Source organism: Microbulbifer sp. NBRC 101763, from assembly GCF_040371615.1.
GTDB lineage: Bacteria > Pseudomonadota > Gammaproteobacteria > Pseudomonadales > Cellvibrionaceae > Microbulbifer > Microbulbifer variabilis.
Genome location: NZ_BAABQV010000003.1, coordinates 504687 through 527727 on the forward strand (window position 1 = coordinate 504687; position 23041 = coordinate 527727).

General features: G+C 54.0%; 24 protein-coding genes and 1 tRNA gene. 11 read left to right on the plus strand and 14 right to left on the minus strand.

The window, feature by feature from the left end:
• Window positions 1-118 precede the first annotated feature (118 nt).
• The gene (locus tag ABWV76_RS10385) at window positions 119-1456 is read left to right on the plus strand and encodes a dicarboxylate/amino acid:cation symporter (protein WP_051089520.1); all 1338 of its coding nucleotides are present in this window, start codon (window positions 119-121) and stop codon (window positions 1454-1456) included.
• Between the two features lie 102 nt (window positions 1457-1558).
• Here ABWV76_RS10385 and ABWV76_RS10390 read toward each other — a convergent pair whose 3' ends face one another.
• The 11 genes from ABWV76_RS10390 to ABWV76_RS10440 form a co-directional block, all read right to left on the minus strand.
• Window positions 1559-2548 carry a right-handed parallel beta-helix repeat-containing protein gene (locus ABWV76_RS10390; RefSeq protein WP_353375910.1) on the minus strand — a complete coding sequence of 330 codons (990 nt, stop codon included), beginning with the start codon at window positions 2546-2548 and terminating at the stop codon, window positions 1559-1561.
• A 225-nt stretch (window positions 2549-2773) separates the two neighbouring features.
• Window positions 2774-3202: a DUF1810 domain-containing protein gene (locus tag ABWV76_RS10395; RefSeq protein WP_020414059.1), complete on the minus strand. Its 429-nt coding sequence runs from the start codon at window positions 3200-3202 to the stop codon at window positions 2774-2776.
• 165 nt (window positions 3203-3367) lie between these two features.
• Window positions 3368-3793 carry an acyl-CoA thioesterase gene (locus ABWV76_RS10400; RefSeq protein WP_353375911.1) on the minus strand — a complete coding sequence of 142 codons (426 nt, stop codon included), beginning with the start codon at window positions 3791-3793 and terminating at the stop codon, window positions 3368-3370.
• Between the two features lie 797 nt (window positions 3794-4590).
• Window positions 4591-4666: transfer RNA gene (locus tag ABWV76_RS10405), tRNA-Phe, on the minus strand.
• A gap of 125 nt (window positions 4667-4791) precedes the next feature.
• Window positions 4792-5067, minus strand: a complete 276-nt coding sequence (locus ABWV76_RS10410) for an oxidative damage protection protein (RefSeq protein WP_020414063.1) — start codon at window positions 5065-5067, stop codon at window positions 4792-4794.
• A 16-nt stretch (window positions 5068-5083) separates the two neighbouring features.
• Window positions 5084-6169, minus strand: coding sequence for an A/G-specific adenine glycosylase (gene mutY, locus ABWV76_RS10415; protein ID WP_353375912.1), 1086 nt, complete (start codon window positions 6167-6169; stop codon window positions 5084-5086).
• 76 nt (window positions 6170-6245) lie between these two features.
• Window positions 6246-6398 carry a hypothetical protein gene (locus tag ABWV76_RS10420; protein ID WP_353375913.1) on the minus strand — a complete coding sequence of 51 codons (153 nt, stop codon included), beginning with the start codon at window positions 6396-6398 and terminating at the stop codon, window positions 6246-6248.
• 73 nt (window positions 6399-6471) lie between these two features.
• Entirely contained in the window at window positions 6472-6999 is a 528-nt protein-coding gene (locus ABWV76_RS10425) for a hypothetical protein (protein ID WP_020414065.1), read from the minus strand.
• Between the two features lie 239 nt (window positions 7000-7238).
• Window positions 7239-9389 (minus strand): AsmA family protein, encoded by a 2151-nt coding sequence (locus tag ABWV76_RS10430; RefSeq protein WP_353375914.1) that lies wholly within the window; start codon window positions 9387-9389, stop codon window positions 7239-7241.
• Between the two features lie 174 nt (window positions 9390-9563).
• Window positions 9564-11726 (minus strand): TonB-dependent receptor, encoded by a 2163-nt coding sequence (locus tag ABWV76_RS10435; protein WP_502914793.1) that lies wholly within the window; start codon window positions 11724-11726, stop codon window positions 9564-9566.
• A 64-nt stretch (window positions 11727-11790) separates the two neighbouring features.
• Window positions 11791-12081, minus strand: a complete 291-nt coding sequence (locus ABWV76_RS10440; RefSeq protein WP_211214936.1) for a hypothetical protein — start codon at window positions 12079-12081, stop codon at window positions 11791-11793.
• A 125-nt stretch (window positions 12082-12206) separates the two neighbouring features.
• Between ABWV76_RS10440 and hisB the strand changes: the two genes are divergently transcribed.
• From hisB to hisF, 4 genes are read left to right on the plus strand one after another with little or no spacing between them, the layout of a single operon-like run.
• Window positions 12207-12794 (plus strand): imidazoleglycerol-phosphate dehydratase HisB, encoded by a 588-nt coding sequence (gene hisB, locus ABWV76_RS10445; protein WP_020414069.1) that lies wholly within the window; start codon window positions 12207-12209, stop codon window positions 12792-12794.
• Window positions 12794-13444: an imidazole glycerol phosphate synthase subunit HisH gene (gene hisH, locus ABWV76_RS10450; protein WP_020414070.1), complete on the plus strand. Its 651-nt coding sequence runs from the start codon at window positions 12794-12796 to the stop codon at window positions 13442-13444. The genes hisB and hisH overlap by 1 nt, the downstream gene beginning before the upstream one ends.
• 52 nt (window positions 13445-13496) lie before the next feature.
• A complete protein-coding gene (gene hisA / locus ABWV76_RS10455) occupies window positions 13497-14228 on the plus strand; it encodes a 1-(5-phosphoribosyl)-5-[(5-phosphoribosylamino)methylideneamino]imidazole-4-carboxamide isomerase (RefSeq protein WP_026305165.1) in 732 nt (243 codons plus the stop codon).
• Window positions 14228-14989, plus strand: a complete 762-nt coding sequence (gene hisF / locus ABWV76_RS10460; RefSeq protein WP_020414072.1) for an imidazole glycerol phosphate synthase subunit HisF — start codon at window positions 14228-14230, stop codon at window positions 14987-14989. Before hisA ends, hisF begins: the two co-directional genes overlap by 1 nt.
• A gap of 80 nt (window positions 14990-15069) precedes the next feature.
• Here the strand turns inward: hisF and ABWV76_RS10465 are convergent, their stop codons facing one another.
• The 3 genes from ABWV76_RS10465 to gpmI all read right to left on the minus strand — a co-directional run bounded on the left by ABWV76_RS10465 (window position 15070) and on the right by gpmI (window position 19396).
• The gene (locus tag ABWV76_RS10465) at window positions 15070-16428 is read right to left on the minus strand and encodes a S41 family peptidase (protein WP_020414073.1); all 1359 of its coding nucleotides are present in this window, start codon (window positions 16426-16428) and stop codon (window positions 15070-15072) included.
• A gap of 293 nt (window positions 16429-16721) precedes the next feature.
• Window positions 16722-17849 (minus strand): murein hydrolase activator EnvC family protein, encoded by a 1128-nt coding sequence (locus ABWV76_RS10470; RefSeq protein ID WP_020414074.1) that lies wholly within the window; start codon window positions 17847-17849, stop codon window positions 16722-16724.
• Window positions 17849-19396 carry a 2,3-bisphosphoglycerate-independent phosphoglycerate mutase gene (gene gpmI / locus ABWV76_RS10475; RefSeq protein ID WP_353375915.1) on the minus strand — a complete coding sequence of 516 codons (1548 nt, stop codon included), beginning with the start codon at window positions 19394-19396 and terminating at the stop codon, window positions 17849-17851. The genes ABWV76_RS10470 and gpmI overlap by 1 nt, the downstream gene beginning before the upstream one ends.
• Before the next feature lie 227 nt (window positions 19397-19623).
• On the opposite strand from gpmI, the gene ABWV76_RS10480 reads away from it, so the two are divergent.
• The 6 genes from ABWV76_RS10480 to smrA all read left to right on the plus strand — a co-directional run bounded on the left by ABWV76_RS10480 (window position 19624) and on the right by smrA (window position 23028).
• Complete coding sequence (locus ABWV76_RS10480) at window positions 19624-20040, plus strand: rhodanese-like domain-containing protein (RefSeq protein ID WP_282952137.1); 417 nt, start codon at window positions 19624-19626, stop codon at window positions 20038-20040.
• Between the two features lie 40 nt (window positions 20041-20080).
• Window positions 20081-20341 (plus strand): glutaredoxin 3, encoded by a 261-nt coding sequence (gene grxC / locus ABWV76_RS10485; protein WP_020414077.1) that lies wholly within the window; start codon window positions 20081-20083, stop codon window positions 20339-20341.
• Between the two features lie 157 nt (window positions 20342-20498).
• Entirely contained in the window at window positions 20499-20987 is a 489-nt protein-coding gene (gene secB / locus ABWV76_RS10490) for a protein-export chaperone SecB (RefSeq protein ID WP_020414078.1), read from the plus strand.
• Window positions 20988-21109: 122 nt separating this feature from the next.
• The gene (locus ABWV76_RS10495) at window positions 21110-21562 is read left to right on the plus strand and encodes an acyl-CoA thioesterase (protein WP_020414079.1); all 453 of its coding nucleotides are present in this window, start codon (window positions 21110-21112) and stop codon (window positions 21560-21562) included.
• A complete protein-coding gene (locus ABWV76_RS10500) occupies window positions 21555-22418 on the plus strand; it encodes an SDR family oxidoreductase (RefSeq protein WP_353375916.1) in 864 nt (287 codons plus the stop codon). The genes ABWV76_RS10495 and ABWV76_RS10500 overlap by 8 nt, the downstream gene beginning before the upstream one ends.
• Before the next feature lie 19 nt (window positions 22419-22437).
• Window positions 22438-23028, plus strand: a complete 591-nt coding sequence (gene smrA, locus ABWV76_RS10505; protein WP_020414081.1) for a DNA endonuclease SmrA — start codon at window positions 22438-22440, stop codon at window positions 23026-23028.
• Window positions 23029-23041 lie beyond the last annotated feature (13 nt).

A 23041-nucleotide genomic window follows, 5' to 3' on the forward strand; every position in this document is an offset into this window, starting at 1 on the left:
GATACGCTACTTTCTCCTCAGGGCTTGATCTGACCCAAAGGTATCGAGCCAGGTCAGGGGCATAATCCTCCTTTTTCTTCCACTGATGATGAACCACTTGGAAACCGGTACTCAATTTATGCATCACAGCACCAATATTTACCTGATAAGAATGGTTGAATCCCTCGGCTTGCTGGTTCGAAAGCGCCTGTGGATGCAGATCTTGGTAGCTATGGTTCTGGGATTGGGGGTGGGCCTACTGCTTTCCCCGGAAGGTGCAGCCCTGGTGAATCAGGATCTCAGTGTAGTGTTGGCCAGCTGGTTCAAGCTGCCCGGCGCACTATTCCTGAATATGATTCAGATGGTGGTTATTCCCCTGATTGTTTCATCTATCATCCTCGGGCTTTGTGGTAGCGGCAATGTGAGCCAGCTAAAGCGGGTGGGTTTACGCATTGCGCCCTATTTTATTGCCACAACCACAGTTGCCGTTATTATCGGCATTCTATTGGTCCAGTTGATTCAACCTGGAAACTATATTGATGAATCGTTGCTCACTGCAGCAACCGAACTACCCGGAACTACTGCTCCTCAGTTACTGGAACCAAAACCCCTGCCCGAGCGCATTGCCGAGCTGATACCAGCCAACCTGAACCAAAGCATTGCCATGCGTAATATGTTGCAGCTGGTGGTCTACGCCATCTTTACTGGCGTGGCTGTGATGCTGCTGCCACAGAAGCAGCGTGAGACGGCAGTTTACGCCTTTGGTATCGTCCAGGAGATTGCCCTGAAGATAGTCGGCTGGGCCATGTTATTTGCGCCCCTTGCCGTATTTGGTTTATTGGCGGATATCGCCATTCGTGTTGGCTTGACCGCAATTCTTGGGATGTCGGTCTATGTTGGCACGGTAATTCTAGGGTTGCTGATCCTATTGATGTTTTACCTGGTAATTGTCTCTCTGGTTTCCCCGGCCGGACCGCTGAGATTCCTTCAGCGTATTAGCGGTGTACAACTTCTCGCATTTTCCACTTCCAGTTCTGCGGCAGTGATGCCGTTATCTATGCGAACTGCGGAGAGCTCCCTTGGAGTGAAACCCTCAATCGCTAAATTTATTGTGCCGCTGGGCGCTACAGTGAATATGGACGGTACCGCACTCTATCAGGTAATAGCGGCAGTATTCCTGACCCAGGTATACGGAATTGATCTCAGTACTGCCCAATTGGTGGGGCTGACTGTAACTACCGTAGGTGCCTCCATCGGCTCGCCCAGTACGCCGGGTGTGGGCATTGTTATTCTCGCGACTATCCTCGCTGGGATTGGCGTGCCTCCAGAGGGGATTGCGTTGATTATTGGTGTGGATAGGATTCTGGATATGTGCCGGACTGCGGTGAATGTCACTGGTGACCTGACTGCCTGCCTGGTTATGGATAAGCTTTTGGGTAGCGATAACCTGGAGGAAGTGACTACTCAGGTGGCTTGAGATACCTCTTTAAATGGGGGGGATTTATTCAGGTGTGAAGGGATTGGAGATTACAAAGCAGCAGGCAAAAAATTCACCTGCTGCTTAGTATGAAAGGGGCTCTTATTTTAAACAGGTTGGTGATGCTTTACCGAAGAAATTCCCCTGCCAAACGTTTGATCCGGTGCAGTCCGGATCAAAGTCATCCCTTAAATCATCACCAAAATTATCAAATGCAAAATTCCCAATAATAAAGTTATTGATACTATCTACCCTGCTAACAACTATACCAGCTGGGTCAAGTGATCCTGCACCATTATTTGTTACAGTGTTTTGAATAACATAGTTGCCTGATCCACCCAGAAACTCAATACCATCATCTACATTGTCTGATACGTGATTTTGTGTAACCAAGGCAAACTGCTCCTCCAGCTCAATCCCATCACTGCCGTTATTCGTCAGGGTGTTTCCTATGATTGAGGCGTAATCCCCATCAACCTCAACACCATCCTGACCGCTTCCACTAATATGGTTGTAACTGACGTTTACATATTCACCGTCAATTTCGACACCCTCATCTCCAGCGCCTTCGATAGTATTGTGAACGATGCTGGTGTAATCACCATTTGCGTCTACTCCATCACCAATAATGGCCAACCCCTGACCGATAATCAGATTTTCATAAATGTTATTGAAATCGCTCTCGGCCAGTACGCCATCATCTTCGAAATCTGTAATCTCCATATCGAAAATACTGTGAGAGCCCGATCCTACTGCATGGATGCCATCGGGGCAGCTATTTATACTGCCACCGTGAATTGAGCCGGAAGTTCCCTCCATACGGACACCGGCCCATTCATCTTGATCGGCTGGGTTATAAGTGCAATTCAGTTCAAAGCCATTCATAGAAAGGCTTCCGCCTGGGCCGATGATAGTGAGTGCGACAGGTTCGTCTTCGCTCAACTCACAATTCAAGTGCTCAGTGAGTGTCACTGTTGACGTGATTTCGTCATAACAATCAACAGCCAAACTGATGGATGGTATTGATATACCTATTCCAAAAATCAAAAAAATATAGGATTTTGCACGCCGCGTCGAAATACAGATTGCCATTAGTGATCCCACTTAGATTTATGTTCAGCTTAATTAAGCTGACTGGAAGTTGATAACCTGAGAATGAGTCTAGATTTAAATATGAAATATAAATCATTAATAAATATGTTTGGCACTTAAAGTGGGCTTCTGATCTTTTAATCTCTACGAATGGCAGCAAACTCCGCACTCTAACTTTTCTATTAAAAAGTGCTTTTTACATAGTGTTTGCGTACTCGACATCTATTAGTTCAAACCGAGTAGCTCCAGGGTGTGAGCATCACTCTTGCCGTTATAGTACCTATCAAGTACGTCCTTAAATAGGCTTTCCTCCTTTTCAGCAAGAGAAAATAAGGTCATGGAGGATTTTAGTTTCATATCATCTGGAGATCCGAAGATGTCATGAGCGCTGCGATCATGGATGTCGAGTAGTGCGTGACAGCAGGATTTCAGCCTCTGCCCAAGCGTGGGTTGGGCTAAATAAGCCTTTGCTTCCTCCAGATTCTTGATTCCATATTTTTGAGCCATGGAGCTGTGCCCAAGGCCGACAACTTGTGGAAATATGTACCACATCCAATGAGATCGCTTTTTTCCATTCTTTAGCTCTAAAAGTGCATCTTCATAAGAGTGTTCTTGCGCTTTAATAAAACGCTCTAAATCAAAATTTTCTTTCATTTAAGTCATCCAGCGCTGGTAAAGTCATGGTTGAATTTCAGAATAGCAGGGGTGGGGAAAATGGATAATTCTGAAGGCTATATGATTATTTTAGATCAGGGGGGAAATTTTTTTACAATATATCTGAGAAGGCAATAAAACCCTCGCCGATGAGGGCTTTCTATCTTAATTATTTGGAAGCAGTGCTCGAATATCATCCGGCACGGGAATCGATTTTCCGGTTCTGTGGCCCATCCAGACGATTTTAGCTTCACCGGTGGTGTAGAGTTTATCGGTGTTATCCGCATCTCTGATCTCGTAATAGCTATTAAAGCTACTGCGTCCGGGAGTGCCGCCATACATACTAATCGTAATGTTGGCTGGAAATACCAAAGGTAAATGAAAATTGGCTGAAGCATTCAGTAACACAGGACCATCTCCCTGATTGCTACTGAGAGCACCTGAGCTACATATAGAGGCTAGCCAGCTACAGCGACACTGCTCAAAGTAGGTGAAGTAGGTGGCGTTGTTGATATGGCCAAAGGCGTCCATGTCACCCCAGCGTACAGCTAAGGTTTCCTGATGTAGAAGATTGCGGGGGGCTTCATTCATTGTTATTACACTTAAATCAATACAGTAAAGCGGTTAATTGTAATTGGCTGTCGGGGCTGTGAGTAGGTTTATATTTTATATTCTAAAGTGAGTGAATGGCTGCAAGAAAACGTCAATATTGCCTTTAGTTTTCTTATTTATTAACAGGAATTTAATCGGAGCTTATTTTGTAAGCTGCCAGGCAGCTCTGGATTTAATTTTCCTAAAATAGGTTGCCAACTTGGTGTGAGTTAGGGATGTCGTTACCCCTACGTTGTGGTGATTGATTAGTAAAAGAAATCAACAATAAATAGCTGGCATCAAATTGTTAATGAATATTTATCCTAATTACGGCAAGGGCGAGCTCCTCGGCTCCCGTGAAGGATTCGCCCAATAGGTTCTTCCTATCGGAATAGGAAACTAACACAGTCTTTCCCGGCTACCTGCCCATTTTCTCGCCGAGAGTTGCATAGCTTTCGGGGTATGTTCTGCTGAATGCAGGAAGCAAGGTAAGGTGGTGAACGAACTCATTCCGTTCAGCCACCCTGCGTTTCAGCCGCGCCTTGATTGTGACCGCTCCGTAAGCCAGAGGCATCATGGAGTTATTCAGCGGCTTCCTATAGCACCTAAGCACTCCAGCTATGACTCAATGTCTCCGCCTGCTTTAAGCACAGCCGGAAGGCTTGCGGAGTAGCAAAGAGTCAACGTGATTTTGCGTTGACACAATGTTGACACTTTGGGAGGAATTTACCGCCGAAACCTTGAGGGCGGTAGAAATAAAAAACCCGCGAAAGCGAGTGCTTGCGCGGGTTTAAATATGGTGCCCGGAGGCGGAATCGAACCACCGACACGGGGATTTTCAATCCCCTGCTCTACCGACTGAGCTATCCGGGCTTTGCGATCTTGCTGGGCTTCCCCTGCGTCGCGAGGCGCGTATTAAAGCCCTTCCCTGAGGCAGAGTCAACCCCTTGATTGTAAAAAGTTTTTCTTCTTTGCCGGGGGCTGTTTACAGGGCCTTGTTACTGCTGTTCTGGGGGTACGTAACCATCGGCTGCGTCGTATTCTTCACCGCTCAGGAACTTCATCATCTGCTCGCTCAAATAGGCGCGGCTGGAAGGTTCCATCATATTGAGGTGCTTCTCGTTAATCAGCATGGTCTGGTGTGACATCCACTCCTTCCAGGCTTTTTTGGAAACGTGTTCGAAGATATCCACGCCTTTGGGGCCGGGAAAAGGCGGTGCGTCCAGGCCTTCCAATTCCTCTTGGTACTTGCGGCAGAATACGGTTCTGGACATGGACTCCTCCTGGTTTTTAGTCGGCCGTCGTTGGGGCGAGCAGCGGCGCCTGCAGCGCCAGTAATTGTTTTGCCAGCTTTACGATCGGGGCGGGTAGCCCCAGATCCTGGGCCGCGCGGGCGCGGTTTAGACGCCGCAGTTTATACCAGCCAGCGCCGTTCTCCGCTACCTGTGTGGTGACTTTGTCGAGCTGTACCCATACAGGGGAAATATCCAGATGAAAGTGGGTAAAGGTATGGCGCAGTACCGGCAGCGCTTGTATTTCACTGGCGCGCCAGCGCTGTTGCCTGAGCCAGGCCTTGGCATCTTCCGCCTGGGGAGGGCACCATAGGCCGCCCCAGATTCCAGTAGCGGGGCGCTGCTCCAGATAAATCTCACCTTCGTACTCCAGCAGTAGCATTGTGGCGCTACGCACCGGTTTTTCTTTGCGCGGCTTTTTGCCGGGGTAATCTTGAGGATTGCCCTGGGCGTGGGCCACGCAGGATTTTTTTAGTGGGCAGTCGCTACAGCTGGGCTTGGAACGGGTGCACAGGGTAGCACCCAGGTCCATCATGACCTGGGTGTAGTCGTTGACGCGCTTGTCTGGGGTATAGGCCTCGGCAAGTTCCCATAATTTATTGGCGACTGCGCTCTGTCCTGGCCAACCTTCTACAGCGTGGTAGCGAGCGAGCACCCTCTTTACATTGCCGTCCAGGATTGGTGCCCTGAGCCCCATGCTGATACTGGCGATAGCGCCGGCAGTGGAGCGGCCGATACCGCTCAGCTCGATGAGTGCTTCTACATCCTGTGGAAATTCCCCGTCGTACTCTTGCAAAACTGTCTGCGCACATTTGTGCAAGTTGCGCGCGCGGGCGTAGTAACCGAGGCCGCTCCAGTGGGCCAGTACCTTATCCAGCGGCGCAACGGCGAGACTTTCCAGGGTGGGGAAGCTCCGCATAAAGCGCTCGAAATAGGGGACTACAGCGCTTACCTGGGTTTGTTGCAGCATGATCTCGGAAACCCATACGCGGTAGGGGTTGATATCCTGCTGCCAGGGCAGGTCCTTGCGTCCGTGTTTATCGAACCACTTGAGAACGGCATTTTGGAACTGCTTTGGAGTCATGAAGGTACTGCGAGGTTGCTGGCGTGGGATATTGGGGCCGGAGTTGCGCACCGGGCGGGGCCCGGTGCGGCTATGATCAACGGCCGAAGAGATTTTTCAATTTTTCTTTCAGTTCGTCGACCTTTTCTTCCATCTTATTGCCATATTTTTTCCTGGCTCTGTATTTCAGCTCCTCGCGTATCAGGTTGTCCAGGTGGCGGATGTCGAGTATGCATGAGCCAGGGATCACACTATCGAAGTCGCCCTTGCAGCGGAGGGGCAGTGGGCGGTTGCCTCGGCACTAGTTCTTCACGATGCAGTCATCAGACCTGAATGCCCTCTTCCACCACATAGAAATAGGCCACAAAACGATAATTGGTGGCAGCCAGGCCGTAGTTATGGTTTGCCGTTTCCAGCTGCTCGGGCAGAACCACAAAATTGGGGCCGTAGTTTCTCACCCCATGAGGACCTGGTTTGTGAGTCCAGGTACCGGTTTTCGGGTCCCGCCGGTACCAGTGGTGATCGGTTGCGGACTTATACAGGGCAACGCAGTAGCAACCCTCTGAAAAAGGCGGTGGCTTGTTTGCTGGGGCATTGGCCACATAGGCCATACCATCGCGCTTGGCTCCCTCAATCAGGCTGGCATCTTCCAAAGTTGCGACATAGCCGGCGTTGGAGCCGGGATTGGGCTTGCCCGAGTTTGGGGCCTCGCAGTTCGCAGCCCAGGCGTAGCAGTTAACGCGGTCATTACCCCACTCTACCTCATCAGGCTTGTGGTGCTTGGTAGCAGTGGCCAGCCTCGCGATTACCTGCTTGGAGTTATTGTCTTTCTCTCGGACCATTATTGGCATTTTGTTATTCCCTTTATCTGACCAATTGATTTCGTTGAGATCGGGCTGATATTGGGAAAAGAATGTGTAAACAGTAGGGAAGTTGAGGTGTGGTAGGAAAAATTCTAAGCAGCCTGCAACAATGCTGCCCCCTGAGCGGAATCTTGAAACTAATTTGGAGTTGGAGGTAGTGAGAGCTTGAGTGGAGTGGGATAGTGGGACCGGAGTTGCGCACCGGGCGAGGCCCGGTGCGGCTCTGATCAACGACCGAAGAGATTTTTCAATTTTTCTTTCAGCTCATCGACTTTTTCTTCTACCTTATCGCCATATTTTTTCTTGGCTTTGTATTTCAGTTCCTCACGTACCAGGTCGTCGAGGCGGCGGCTGTCGGGTTTACAAGTGCCTGGGCCTACATCATCGAAGTCGCCCTTGCAGCGTAAAGGCAACGGGCGGTTCCGCCAGCGCTTGTTCCTCACTGTACAGCCGTCGGCGGAGGTGCTCTCGCCGACCAGGGCGAGGCCGAGAGCGAAGTCGAAGTCCTGTTTTTGTAAATCTATCTCGCCATCACCTGTCATGGCGATATTCTCGATTCCTGCAAGGATTTCGGTCACCTTCACTTCATCGCCTTTCACGGCAATAGTAGCGCGCACATCCTGCAGGCCAGTCTGTGCTGGCCAGTCTCTGTCTGGCAGAGGCGTGTTTTCCGCATAACTAAATAGCTGGCACATACTCTTTTCAAGGTTGAATGGGGCTATGGAGAGCTCCTTGCTGGAAATATTAACGGCTGCGACCAGGTTTTTTTGCAGATCTTCGGAAGTTTTTCCTTTAGTGCGACCATCCCAATTGACACTGGCTTCACCGGCCACCTGCACTTTCTCACTGGGGAACAGCGCTTTCTGTACCTTGCCGATATCCACATTGCTGAGGCCGCCACGTACCTGGCCTTCAGCCGTTTGGGCACGGGCGTTGAACTGCCCATTGCTATTGAGCTGTCCACCATAGATGTCTGCGCTGAGTTTTTGCAGTTGGTAGAGGCCGTTATCCACGGTGAGTTGTATTTCCGGACTGTCCAGTTGCAGGTCTGCTGCCAGTAGCTGGTCCAGGGTCACATTGATATTGGCATTAAAGCCGCGCAGTGCGCTGAGAGGCAGGGGCTCTGCAGGTACCGGCTGGGCTGATAACTGCTGTTCAGTAGTTGTGGGCTTCTCCGCCTGCAGCGGTTTTGCTGTTTCAGGTGCGGTTTGAGTGTGTGCAGTCTGTTCGTCTTGAGCCGTTACTTCGGAGGAGGGGACGGTTTCCCCCTGCTTTTCTTCCTTTTCTTTGGAGGGAGGCAGGTAGCTATCCAAATTGAAAGCGCCGCCGCGCAGGCTCAGATCCAGCCCAGGCATCTCCGCGTTGCGCAGCTGGGCATTGCCGCTGAAGGTCGTGTTGTCGAGCTGCAGTTGCAGTGGGGTCAGATCGAGTTTCTGCTCAGTGCCTTCGAGGCTGGCTTCAATATTCAACTTCTGTAATACAGCGCTATCGCGAGTAATCACTTCGGTGCCGGTCAGCTCAAGCCAGGGGCGCAGGGGGTCGGCACTGGCATTTAGATTCATCTGTATGCGCCAGGGCTGGTTGTTGTTGTCACGACGTACGTAACCGCGCAAGTGAATCGTGGCTTTGGCACTGTTATCGGCAGTAAAGGTCAGCTGCAGGGGTTGTAGGCGCAGGCCGTTGAGGCCTTCATCCAGGGCCAGGGTGCTGTCTAATGTCAGATTGAGGGGGTGGCGCAGGTCACTGCCGCTTATGCTGGCATCGGCACGCAGTTGCCCAGGTTCGCCGCCTGGCACCAGGTTGTCGGCTATCACGCGCAGGTCTTCGACCTTGTAGGCTTTTCCGGTGCGGGCGTCACTGTAAGATACCAGGCCATTTTCAATACGCAGCTTGTCCAGGCTAAGCTGCACTTGTTGCTCGGCGGGCTCTTCTGTCTCCCTGGGGATTTCCAGTTTGGGAGGTTGCTTGCTCTGAGCCTCCAGGGCTTCACTGATCAGCTCCCAGTTACCGCGCCCTTCCTTGTCAACGCTGAGTTCAATCTGTGGCGCCAGCAGTACGATCTCCTGAGCCTGCACGCGGCGCTGTAGCAGTGGTCTGAGGGCGACACCTATGGCGATTTTATCGGCGCGCACCAGGGTTTCTTTGGGCAGCTGTAGCGGTGCCAGTGCCACATCGCGCAGCTGCAGGCCAACCTGTGGCCACAACTGCCAGCCGATATCACCTTCCAATTGAAGGGAGATCCCCTGCTTGGCGGCGAGCTTTTCCAGCTGTGGTTTGTACTGGTTTACGTCGAGGCCGGCCAGCAGCCAGGCGACAGCACCGGCGAGCAGCAGGAAAACGACCAATAGAGCGATAAAAGTGCGCTTGATCCAGGCCATGGAGTGGATTGTCCCTGTTTATTCCGTAGAAGATTTGTCGTGCAGATACACATCAGACGCCGCGGTGCGACTAGATGTTCCCGCACATTTCTATAAAGAGGTTATGCGGGAAGTGTAGGAGATGCAGCCCCGTGGAGCTGGGCGCGCCGCGGGGCTCATTGAAGCAGTTGTGCCTTAGAAAATAAACCGTACGCCCGCTTCGATGCTGCGGCCAGGTGCCGGGGCATAGTCGCGTAGCAGTGAGGTGGAGTTGCGGATTTCCTCGTCCAGCAGGTTGCGTGCACTGGCAAAGAGCACCGCATTGCTGCCGCCGATATTGAGGTTGTACTCGGCGCTCAGGTCCATGCGGGTATAGCCGTCGGTTTCCTCTTCGTAGGCGCCGGCGCGATCCTGGTCCGCAGCTTCGACTGTGCGCCACTCCCAACCCCACTGGTCGTAATCGGCACCCAGGGCCACGCCCATCCGAAGCGGTGGCATACGCGGTACATCAGAGCTTTCACCGATGATCGCATCATCGAAGCTAGCGCGCACTATGTCGCCAAACAGCGTGATATAGTGGCCGCCCTGCAAGGGAAAGGTCACTGAGGCCTCGGCTCCATAGAAAGTCGCATCGCGGTTGGCATAGGCATAGACCGGCAACTCCTCTTCCTCGCCGCCGGTGTTCTGTGCGTAGATGTAGTCACTGATCTGGTTGTAGAAAACGCTGGCCTCAATGCGCGCAGCGTGCCAGCCGCTAGCCGCTTCGTTATGGTGGTGATAACCCAACTCCAAGTTGACGCCGCTCTCTTTGTCCAGCTCGCTGTTGCCTAATAGATAGCGGGATTCCGCCAGGTGCGCGCCATCGGCAAACAGTTCCTCGGCCACGGGTGCACGTTCGGAGTGGGTGGCGCCGAAGCTGAGATGCTGGTGCTCGGCGAGGAAATACTGCAGCGTGGCGCTGGCGCCGATCAGATTGTAATCGCGGTCGTTGCCAATTTCTGGGTCTATATCCACTCTCTCCAACCGGGCGCCCAGATCTAAGTGCCAGCTACTCCATTGGCGCTCCTTCATAGTAAAGAAGCCGGCACTGCGGGTACGTGAGGGCTGGATAAAGGAGTGACTGCCAATTGTGGAAAAGTCTTTTGCGGCAAAGTCTTTGTCGGTCAATTGCAGTCCGTAGGCACCGCGCCAGCCGTTGCCGGCATCGTGGGTTATTTCAACACGGCTCTCCCAGGCCTCATTGGTGAAGCGGGTGCTCGGATTGCCGGCATCCAGCTCCACATGCTCGTAATCGTTGTAGCCGATACGCAGGCTCAGTTTGTCCCAGTAATCGCCGTCGAAGCGGTGCTCGCCTTTCAGGTCATAGCGGGTTTGTACCAGGTCGATACGTACCGCATCGACCTCACCGGCCTCGGCGTGCTCCTCGTGCTCCTCGTGGTCGTCGTGGTCGTCGTGGTCTTCACCCGCGTGGTCCTCATCTTCGTGGTGGTGCTCATGAGTGCCCAAGGGGATGCCGTAATTGTTTTCCAGCCGGTTTACGGAGAAGCCAATAAAGCCGCTGTCGGTGATCCAGGAAACCCCTCCGCTATAGCTGTGGGCGCGGGCATTGGTATTGCCCACGAAGCCATCGGTGTTGAACTCGTCCTCGTGCTCATCTTCTTCGCCGGCGTGCTCTTCATGTTCGTCGTGTTCTTCATGCTCAACGATGGCCAGGCCCGGGATTTCGGTATTGTCGTTTTCCCGATAAACCCCGTCTACATACCACGCCAGCTGCCCAGCACCACCGGTGAAACGAAATACTGAGGCGTCCTGGCCGTCGGCGGTGTTGTGGCGCAGCTCAACTGCGCCCTCCACTTTCTCTGGCACGGCAGTGGGGATACGTCCGTCGATGATGTTCACCACCCCTCCCACGGCACCGCTGCCGTAGCGCAGGGCGGCGGGACCGCGCAGTATTTCGATGCGTTCCGCAAGCAGTGGCTCGATACTGGCGGCATGATCGGCGCTGGTGTTGGAAGCGTCGGATACATCCAGGTTATCGCTCAAGATCTTTACACGGTTGGCACTCTGGCCGCGGATAACCGGCAGCCCCACGCCACTGCCGAAGGAGGCATTGGCTACACCGGGTTGGTCTTGCAAAGTTTGGCCCAGGGTTGCCGCGGCGGATTTGCGCAATGCGTCCCCGGAGAGAATAGAAACCGGAGCTGCCACTGCGTCGGCGGGCTTATCCAGCGGCGAGACGGTGACATTGACCTCTTCCAGGGTCGAGTTGTTTTCAGCGGCGTAAATAGCGGGCGCGGCCAGGCTGGCAATGGCCAGGGCCAGAGTATTGAACTTAATCATTGGTTTTTTTCCTGTCACAGGCGGACAATGCCATACGCGCTCCAGCGTGGGCATTCACTAAAAAATTATCGGTTCTTGGGTATTAACTGAGTGACAGGGGGAAGGGAGGGGCGCGCGCACTCTGGCGCTCTGGCTGGCAATTGTGGGCAGTTGGCGCAGAGGGCCGTTCGTAGTGACTTTGGGGCTCAGCCTGTACGAGCAATGGCTCGCTGCCGAGTGCTGCAGGTGAATGCATACAGCACAGGTCACACATCTCCACCTGGGTGTTGCCCAGGTGGAAGTGCTCCGCCCACAGCGGCTGAGCTGCTACTACGGCGAGTAACAGAAACAGGCTGGCCCAGTAATGGGATTTTCGGCGCTTTAGAGTAACCATACCGCGCATGATATGTAGTTGTGATTATGAATCAAGTTTCATCTGACACTAGCGGACCACAGGGGGTGTCATTCATCCTATAATTTGCGCCCTCTGTCTTATCGTGCAAATAAGGATCGCTTTCGATGCGTACAGCTAGCGTCACTCGTGACACCTTGGAAACCAAGATTCAAGTCAGCGTTAATCTGGATGGCCAGGGCCATGGCCAGTTCGCGACTGGGGTTCCCTTCCTTGAGCATATGCTTGATCAAATTGCCCGCCACGGCATGATCGACATGGACATTAGCTGCGACGGCGATATTCATATTGACGACCACCATACGGTGGAAGATATCGGCATTACCCTCGGCAAGGCCATTACCCAAGCATTGGGAGACAAGAAGGGCATGACCCGGTATGGCCATAGCTATGTGCCTTTGGATGAGGCCCTCTCCAGGGTGGTGATTGATTTCTCAGGGCGCCCAGGCCTGGTGATGGAAGTGCCTTTTACCCAAAAGCGAATCGGCAATTTCGATACCGAACTGTTTTTTGAATTCTTCCAGGGCTTCGTCAATCATGCCCTGGTGACGGTGCATATCGATTGCCTGCGCGGCCATAACGCCCACCACCAGGTAGAGACTGTATTCAAAGCCTTCGGCCGCGCCCTGCGTATGGCACTAACCCCGGACCCGCGTATGGCCGGCACCATGCCTTCCACCAAAGGAGTCTTGTGATGGGTAAGGTCGCAGTACTCGATTACGGTATGGGCAACCTGCACTCGGTTGCCAGCGCTTTGAATAAAGTGGCTCCGGAGGTCGAAGTAGTGTTGGCGCAAACTCCTCAGCAGGCTGAGGGCGCAGAACGCATATTAGTCCCTGGAGTCGGCGCCATTCGCGATTGCATGGCAGGGTTTGTTGAAGCGGGCTTTGCTCCGCTACTCAAAGATGCTATCGCCGCCGATATCCCGATACTGGGAATCTGCGTGGGTATGCAAATTATGATGCGCTACAGTGAGGAGAATAACGGTGTCGACTGTCTGGGTATCTTCCCACAGCCAGTGAAATTTTTTGGCAGTGACCTGCCGGTGGTACAGGATGGCGAGCGACTGAAAGTGCCGCATATGGGCTGGAACACCGTGCAACAGACACGCAAACACCCCCTGTGGGCAGGCATAGCTGATGGCAGCCGCTTTTATTTCGTGCACAGCTACTATGTGCCGGCTGGGGATAATACTGTACTCGCCGGGCACACTGAGTATGGCGTACCTCTGGCGGCTGCAGTAGCACAAGAGAATATCTTTGCTACCCAGTTCCACCCGGAAAAGAGTGCCGATACTGGCCTGCAACTACTAAAGAATTTTGTCAGCTGGAATGGCCGGGCCTGAGGCTTGCCATATTTTCCTGACTCCAATAACTACTGCCGACGAAAGACAGAGCATGATTGTAATTCCCGCTATCGACCTCAAGGACGGCCAATGCGTGCGCCTGCGCCAGGGTGAAATGGACGACGCCACCGTATTTTCCGATGATCCCCTAGCCACTGCCCAGCATTGGGTAAACGAGGGAGCCAGGCGCCTGCACCTGGTGGACCTGAACGGAGCCTTTGCCGGCAACCCTGTAAATGGTGAGGCCGTTACTGCCATCGCCAGGCAGTTTCCCGATCTGCCGGTGCAGATCGGCGGTGGTATCCGGGATTTACATACTATCGAACGCTACCTGGATGCCGGTGTTACCTGGGCCATTATTGGCACCGCTGCGGTGAAAGATCCCAAGTTGGTAGAGGAAGCCTGTCGTGAGTTCGAAGGACATATTATTGTCGGGCTCGATGCCAAAGATGGGCTGGTAGCTACCGAGGGCTGGGCTGAGGTATCTGAGCTGAAAGCTACAGAACTGGCCAAGCGTTTCGCTGATTGTGGCGTCAGCTCGATCGTGTACACAGATATTGCCCGCGACGGCATGATGCAGGGCGTCAATCTCGAGGCCACTCTGGAAATGGCGCGCGCGGTACAGGTGCCGATTATCGCTTCCGGTGGTGTCAGCAGTATTGAGGATATCGAACAATTGTTGGATACCGGCGAGATATATGGTGCGATTACCGGCCGGGCAATTTACGAAGACAAGTTGAATCTGCGCGCTGCGCAGCAGCTTTGCGATCAACGGAAGAAATAATGGCTCTGGCGAAACGTATTATCCCATGTCTAGATGTCGATGCCGGCCGCGTAGTGAAAGGCGTGAACTTCGTCGATATCCGCGATGCCGGTGACCCGGTGGAAATTGCCCGCCGCTATAACGAGGCGGGTGCCGATGAGGTGACTTTCCTAGATATCACGGCTACCCATGAGCAGCGAGATACCATCCTGCATATAGTGGAAAAAATGGCCCATGAGGTTTTTATTCCACTTACCGTCGGCGGTGGCGTTCGCACCTTGCAGGATATCCGCAATCTGCTCAACGCTGGTGCGGACAAGACGGCGATTAACTCTGCTGCGGTGAAGAACCCTGAGTTTGTGCGCGAGGCGGCAGAACGCTTTGGCAGTCAGTGCATCGTAGTGGCTATTGATGCCAAGCAGGTGGGAGAGAACCGCTGGGAAATCTTTACCCACGGTGGGCGTCAGCCGACCGGCATTGATGCAGTGGCCTGGGCGCGACAGATGGCGGAGTATGGTGCTGGAGAAATACTGCTCACCAGTATGGATCGTGATGGAACCAAGAATGGCTTTGACCTGGCTCTGACTCGTGCCGTGACTGAGGCAGTGCCGGTTCCAGTGATTGCTTCGGGGGGTGTCGGCAACCTTCAGCATTTGGCGGAAGGCGTATTGCAGGGTGGTGCCGATGCGGTGTTGGCTGCCAGTATCTTCCATTTTGGTGAGTACAGCATCGCCGAGGCCAAGGCGTATATGCAGGAAGCTGGGATAGAGATGCGCCTGTAGCCAGGTATATCGCGGGAAAATTCAGAGTTTAAATCGGGGCTATGCGCTGGCGGCGGGCCGGGAGGCCCGCCGCGCGCCAGTTACAGCTTTTCGTCTGTGCGGGCGAAGCGTTCGCGCAGACCCCTGTCCCTGTGAGCGTAGAGATTCAGCCCTTTGAGCACATTGAGTGCTTCGAAGATCTGGTTGTCACGATCCAGCCAGTTATCCCGCTCTTCCTGCTCCCGCGCGCGATCCTCAGAGGTGCGATCGGCACCGCCGTTGCCGTTATTCAGGTGTCCGGCAAGGTCGGCTTCAGTGGGGCGCTTGGAATTTTCCAGGCGGGTGATCTTTACCCTTTCCACCACAATATCCGGAGTGATGCCCTGGGCCTGGATCGAGCGTCCATTGGGGGTGTAATAAAGTGCAGTGGTGAGTTTGATTGCGCGCTCGTTAGTGATGGGAATCACTGTTTGCACTGAGCCTTTGCCAAAGCTATCGGTCCCCATTACTACGGCGCGGCGGTGGTCCTGCAGAGCTCCGGCGACAATTTCCGCTGCCGAGGCAGAGCCGGCATTGATCAGCACTACTAGTGGAGCACCTTCTGTCAGGTCTCCGGGTTCGGCAGAGTAGCTCAGATTGGAGGATTCATTACGGCCCTCGGTATAGACGACCAGCCCTTCTTCCAGGAAAGCATCCACTACTTCAACCGAAGATTGCAGGACACCACCTGGATTGTTGCGCAGATCGATAATCAGGCCTTTGAGAGGGCCCTTTTTCTGCAGCTTGATTAACTCTTTCGCCACATCGGTGCCGGTATCCAGCTGGAACTGACTGATACGTAAATAGCCGTAGCCTTCATCGAGTACTTTACTGCGCACACTGCGCACACGCACGGTGTCGCGTTTGAGGGTGACATCGAAAGGTTCTTTGTGGCCTTTGCGGGCGATAGTCAGGGTGACACTGCTGCCTTTGGGGCCACGCATCCATTCCACCGCCTCATCCAGGCTGACACCCTTCATGGATTTACCCGCAAGGCGCAATATGACATCCCCGGCCTTTAAGCCCGCGCGCGAGGCAGGAGTATCGTCCATCGGTGTCACCACGGTAATGTGGTCATCCGCAATACCAACCTCGATACCCAGGCCGGCAAATTCGCCGGTGGTATTGGCTTGCAGGTCATCGAAGGAGCGGCGGTCGAGGTAGGAAGAATGAGGGTCGAGGCCCTGCAGCATACCTTTGATGGCATATTCAAGCAGGGTACGATCGTCTACTTCCTCGACATATCCCTGGCGGATTTGCTCGAATACTTTGGCAAAGCTGCGTAAGTCTTCTAGAGGTAGGCGCCCGGCGGCCTCGGCGATGACATCGGGTTGCTTGCCTCCTTCGCTAAGCCCCATCAAAGGCAGGGTTGCGAGGGTGGCCGCGCCGAGAAAGGTGGTCAGCGCCTTGGGTATGAACATGTTGTTGTGACCTCTGCCTTATTTCTTCGCTGCTTTGCGAAAGTGTAGACCGCAGAGATTGGCAGGGATTCTAAGATGACGCCAATTTCTACGATGTCATAGGCTTAGTCGCGATAAAACGAACTGTCTTACAGGTGGGCTGAGTAGCTGGTGGCGGGGTCTTTGGACTTCCTGGCCTAGCGGTTTGTTAGGCAAGGACACTCGATAGAAGAAAGTGCACTTGAAACCTTATTCATCACAGCAATTGTTGTGAAATGGCGACAAAAGATTGGGCCTCTGCCGCCGATAGCTTATCAGGATCGGCACCAAGCAGTTGGATCTTTCGCCTTACCGCGATGGCGGATCTCAAAATAGACACCGCTCTGAGTAAGCCCGCCAGTATTGCCCACGCGCGCGATTGTTTCACCGCTCTCCACCCACTCGCCAATATTGCGGGTAAGGGATTGGTTGTGTGCATAGAGGCTCATATAGCCGTCACCGTGATCGAGAATCACCAGCATGCCGTGGCCGCGCAGGTAGTCAGAAAATACCACTCGCCCGCGGTGTATAGCACGCACAGGCTCTCCTTCGGCTGCGCGGATAGTTACACCCTTCCAGGTGATGCCATTGGTGCGGCGCTGTCCATAGGCGTTGGCGCGGCGCCCCTTTACCGGCCACTGCATCTTGCCTCGCTGGCGAGCAAAGGGCTTTTGATCCCCAGGATTCACGAGAGAGGCGATGGCGCGGCCAACTTCATCAATCAATTTTTGCAAGCGTGAGCGATCGCCCTGCAATTGCTTAAGCTCGCCACTGCCATCAGCGAGTTTCGCAGCCAGCTTGTCCAGGGTGCGTTTGCGATTCTTCTGGGCACTGCGCAACTTACTCTGGCGCTCCTGCAGCTGTTCCCGTTCTCCCTGCAGAACTAGCTGCTCACGCTCAATAGAACTGCTGACGGTCTCTAGTGAGGCGAGGGTTTCCAGGTAGCTGTCAATGGTGTGGCTGCGTTCTTGGAGGAAGTAATCGTGATAGCGGAGTTGGCGAGCGATGTTCTGGGGATCTTGTTGGTTGAGCAGGAGCTTGATCTGTTCTTGTCGGCCTAGTCGGTAAGCGGCGGCGATCTCCTGTTCGACCCGCCGCTGCATACTTCGTCGCGCCTCCTGCAGCTGCTTCTGTTCCCGCTGCAGTTCACGCAACTTGTCCGAGCGGCTGCGCATATCTTTTTTAATCTGGTCTATCCGCCGGTGAAGCCCTGAGATGTCCTTCTCGTTCTCTTCCAGATCCTTGAGCAGCTGGTCGCGCTGCCCGCGCACCTGGTTAAGTTCCAGTTGCAGGGATTCGATGCGCTGCTTGATTTCCGCGAGGCGTGCCTGCTGGTCCGCTTCTGCCTGGCTCCAGGCGGGCAGTGACAGCAGGGCAATCAGGAAGAGTACGAGAGTTTTCATCAGTCCATTTTTACCAAACTGTGGCCGGTCATCTCTGCCGGCTGTGGCAGATCCATCAACGCTAACATGGTTGGAGCCACGTCCGCCAGACTGCCTCCGTCACACATTTGTACATTGCGTTCACCGATGTAGACAAATGGTACCGGCAGGGTGGAGTGCTGGGTGCTGACCTGGCCGGAGTTGGCGTCGAACATTTCTTCTACATTGCCGTGGTCAGCAGTAATCAGTACTTCGCCGCCGGCGGCCAGGGCAGCATCTACGACACGTTCCACACATTGGTCCAGGGCTTCCACGGCTTTTACAGCGGCTTCGAATACCCCTGTGTGGCCGACCATGTCGCCATTGGCGTAGTTACAGATAATGGCGTCATATGCGCCGCTCTCAATCGCCGCCACCAGCTTGTCGGTGACTTTCGGCGCGTTCATTTCCGGTTGTAGGTCGTAAGTAGCTACGTCGGGGGACTTGATCAGTTCGCGGGTTTCACCGCTGTAGGGCTCTTCGCGACCGCCGCTGAAGAAGAAAGTAACGTGGGCGTATTTTTCAGTCTCGGCAATGCGCAGCTGGGTCTTGCCCTGGGTCGACAGATATTCACCGAGGGAATTCACCAGATTTTCCGGTGGGAAGGCACAGCTGGCGTGGATATCCGCAGCGTATTCGGTGGTCATCACAAAGTCCGCCAGTTCTGGTTTGGCTTTGCGCTTGAAGCCGCTAAAGTCCGTTTCGGTGAAGGCGCGAGTCAGCTGGCGCGCGCGATCTGGGCGGAAATTCATAAAGATAAGAGCGTCGCCATTCTGGATGGGAGCGGGCTCGCCGATAATTGTCGGGGCAACGAATTCATCACTTTCACCGCGCTCATAAGCGGCGGCCAATCCGGCCAGGGCGTCAGACGCTTTGTACTCTGAGGTACTGAGGGTGAGCATGTCGTAGACAGATTCGGTGCGCTCCCAGCGTTGATCGCGGTCCATGGCAAAGTAGCGGCCGGCAAGGGTAGCCATATGAGCATTGCCTATGGAATCACATACCTGCATCAGCCGTGCGATAGAGGGCTCGGCGCTGCGCGGCGGCGTGTCACGACCATCCAGGAAAGCGTGTACATAAATGGCGCGGGCACCGCGCTGCGCAGCCAGGGTCACCATAGCGACGATGTGGTCTTCATGGCTGTGCACACCGCCTTCAGACAGTAACCCCATAATGTGCACCGCACCGTTATTGGCGATGGCTTTGTCCACAGCCGCTGTATAGGCAGTGTTGCGGAAGAAGTCGCCATCCTGAATTGCTTTGTTGATCCGGGTGAAGTTCTGATACACCACTCGGCCGGCACCCAGGGTCATGTGTCCCACTTCAGAATTACCCATTTGTCCATCGGGTAGGCCCACTGCCATACCGGAGGTCTGGATCAGGGTTTTTGGGCGGCTGGCCCAGATGTTGTCCCAAACCGGGGAGTTTGCGGCGTGAACCGCATTGTGCTCGGGATTGTCGCTGTGGCCGAAGCCGTCCAGAATCAGCAGGACCAAGGGGCGTTTGTGCGGGGCTTGCGGAGCGGCCATAGCGACGGGATTCCTCTATTGGATGGTTTAAATTGCGGACGCGGATTTTAACCTGTTCGGCCATCATTTAACCATGTCGATTAGCCAGGGCGCAGCCTCGCAAAGGTGGTGTAAGCACGGCGGAGGTACCATTTTGCTGGTTAGAAATTCGCCACAATCGTGTATACTCCCGCCAGCTTTGGCGCAGCAGCGCCGTAACGATAACCACTAAGGATTTTGGGGGCGGAGTGGATTTTTTCGTCTTTTTGAGTGAGCAATGGCTGCTGGTTGGCCTGCTCGTGGCATTGCTCTATGCGCTGGTTCTGAGCGAGCGCTATAAGGCCGGTGTACCGGTATCCATGCATGAAGTTACCCGGCTGATTAACAGCGATGGGGCCAAGGTGCTGGATGTGCGCGATCGCAGTGAATTCACTGACGGGCATATCGTCGATGCCCTGCATATCCCCCACGGGGACGTGGCTGAGCGCATTGCTGAGCTGGAGCCTTTTAAAGATAAGGTCATTATTGTCGCGGACAAAATGGGTCAGCACGCAGGGCCTGTAGGGCGTATGTTGAAACAAAAAGGCTTCCAGGTGCGCCGCCTGCAGGGTGGCATGAGTGAGTGGAGCAACCAGAACCTGCCATTGGTCAAGGGAAAGAGTTAGATCGGTAGCTTGTTTTGATAGCATTTGGCGGAGTTTTGTTATGCAGGATGTAGTCATCTACACCACCCGTTTCTGTCCCTACTGTATTCGTGCCAAGCAACTACTCGACAGCAAGGGCGTGAGCTATCGCGAGATCGCGGTGGATAATAAACCGGAACTGCGTGCGCAGATGGCGGCTAAAGCGGGGCGCCGCTCAGTGCCGCAGATTTGGGTTGGCGATGTTCATGTGGGAGGTTGCGACGATTTGATGGCGCAGGAGCGCGCTGGCAAGTTGGATAAGTTACTGAAATCCACTGGCTGAAAAAGGTTGTCGCCGTGGGCCACATGCGGCGGCAGGTTTTTGCTATTTATCCGTACCGGGCCTTGAAACGGTATTTTCAGGCCCCAATCTGAAGACTCATACAGGGAGTCTTTCTCACGGAAGGCATCAATAAACTTTATAAAGAACAGGCTGTAACATGGCTGAAGAATTAAACGGCGCGGCAAACGCAGAGGCTCCACAAGTACAATTCGCGATGCAGCGTATCTACCTGAAGGACCTCTCCTTCGAGACTCCCATGGGTGTCGAGGTTTTCAAGAAACAGTGGAAGCCCCAGGTTAACCAGGAGCTGAACACCAAGACCGCCAAGGTTGATGAAGACCTGTATGAGGTTGCGCTCACTCTGACTATCACTGTGAAGCTGGAAGAAGACACCGCCTTCCTGGTGGAAGTAAAACAAGCCGGCCTGTTTGGCATTAAAGGCCTGGAAGGTCAGCAGCTGGCCCAGGCACTGAATACTGCCTGCCCGCAAATCCTGTTCCCCTACGCCCGCGAAGTGATCGACAACGCTGTAGTTAAAGGTTCTTTCCCGGCCCTGATGCTGCCGCCGGTTAACTTTGATGCGCTGTTCGCCCAGGCGCTGGATCAGGCCCAGAAGCAGGCCGAAGGTGCACAAGCTGACGCATAATCACACGTCACTTGTCAAAAAGGTCCCTGAGGGGGCCTTTTTTTATACCTGTAACTTGCCCTCTGGGCGAGTGATGGAATTTCTGTTCCCATAAGAACCTAAAGAATTGCTGGGAGTTGCTTATGCAGTGGGATTTACCGACACCCTTTACGCGCAGAGTGACCGTAGGTACACACCATGTAGATGGCCTGCGCCATGCCAACAATGCGGAATATGTGCACTGGTGTGAAGCTACAGCCTGGGCTCACAGTGCTGAATTGGGATTAGATGTCACGAATTACCAGGATCTCGACCGGGGAATGGCCATTCGCCACGGAGAGTATGACTATATACTGGCGGCGAGAGAGGGGGATGAACTGGTATTTGGCACCTGGCTGACAGAAGTGGATGGGCGCCTGAATATGACCCGCCGCTTTCAAGTCTTTCGCGCCGCCGATGGGGCACTGGTATTGCGGGCCCAGTGGCGGATGGTGTGCATCGAGCTGTCCAGTGGTAGGCCGAAACGTATGCCGGCGATCTTCAAGGAAATTTACAGTCCGGCAGTTATTGCCCCGGAGGCTGAGGAATATGAGTGAAGAGTTTGTAACCCTGACAGAGAATACAGGGGCACTTAAGGACAAGACCATTTTTATCACCGGCGCCAGCCGAGGTATTGGTCGTGCTATAGCGCTGAAGTGCGCAGCGGACGGCGCAAACATTGTGATTGCTGCCAAGTCGGCAGAACCACATCCAAAGCTGCCCGGCACCATCTTCTCGGTCGCCCAGGAGGTTGAGGGCTCTGGTGGCAAGGCCTTGGCCCTGCAGGTGGATGTGCGTGATGAGCAGCGGGTTCAGGACGCGATGGCTCAGGCTGCAGACAGGTTTGGGGGTATTGACGCGGTGATCAATAACGCCGGCGCGATCAACCTGACCAATGTAGAGTCCACCCCGCCCAAGCGCTACGACCTGATGCAGAACATCAACAGTCGCGCAGTGTATCTGACGGCTCACCTGGCAATTCCCTACCTTAAGAAGTCTGACAACGCCCATATTCTCAGCTTGTGCCCCCCGCTGAATTTACAGCCCAAGTGGTTGGGGCCCTTTGCCCCCTATGCCCTTTCCAAATTCGGTATGACCATCCTGAGTTTGGGGTTGGCTGAAGAGCTGCGTGAGGCGGGAATTAGCGTGAATACTTTATGGCCGCGTACGCTGGTGGCTACTGCGGCAATCGAATTCGCGGTGGGCAACCGCGAGATGTTTGAACAGAGCCGCAAACCGGCGATCATGGCGGATGCTGCTTACGAAATACTGGCGACTGAGAAAGGTGCTCTTACTGGACGCCAGTTAATCGATGAAGAGCTTCTGGTGGAGCGCGGTGTAAAGGACTTCACCGACTATGCTCACAACCCGTCCAATGCGGGGGAATTAACTAAGGATTTATTTCTAGACTGACGCTGGCAGGGGGTATTTCGTGAGCAGCGACAGCAAGTTATTTAAAGACGCCCTCGGTGAACTGGGGGGGGTTAAACCACTGGTGCAGGAGCGCCGGGTGACATTGCGCAAGGAAGGTGAAACACCTGAGCAAATCCTGCGTGAGCGCCGCGCTGCGGCCACTCGCAAGACTGAGCGCGAAATGAACCCCCTCTCCGGCGAGTATGTTGAGCTGGTGGCACCCTGGGACCCTATTGAGTTTAAGCGGGATGGGGTGCAAAACGGGGTATTCCGCAATTTGCGTCTGGGTAAGTACACAGTGGATGCTCGCCTGGATTTGCATCGCCACTCTGTGGAGATGGCGCGTAGTATCGTCGTGGAATTTGTGCGGGATTGTGTGGAGGCGGACGTACGCTGTGCCCTGATCACTCATGGAAAAGGGGAGGGACGTAAGCAGCCGGCGCTTTTGAAAAGCTGTATCAATCACTGGTTGCCGCAACTGGATGAGGTTCTAGCTTTCCACAGTGCGCAGAAGCAACATGGTGGTATGGGTGCGACCTATTTGTTACTACGCAAGAGTGAGCGCAAGCGGCAGGAAAACCTGGAGAGGCACCAGCGTCGCCGTTTGTAGGTGCGCCGTGGTC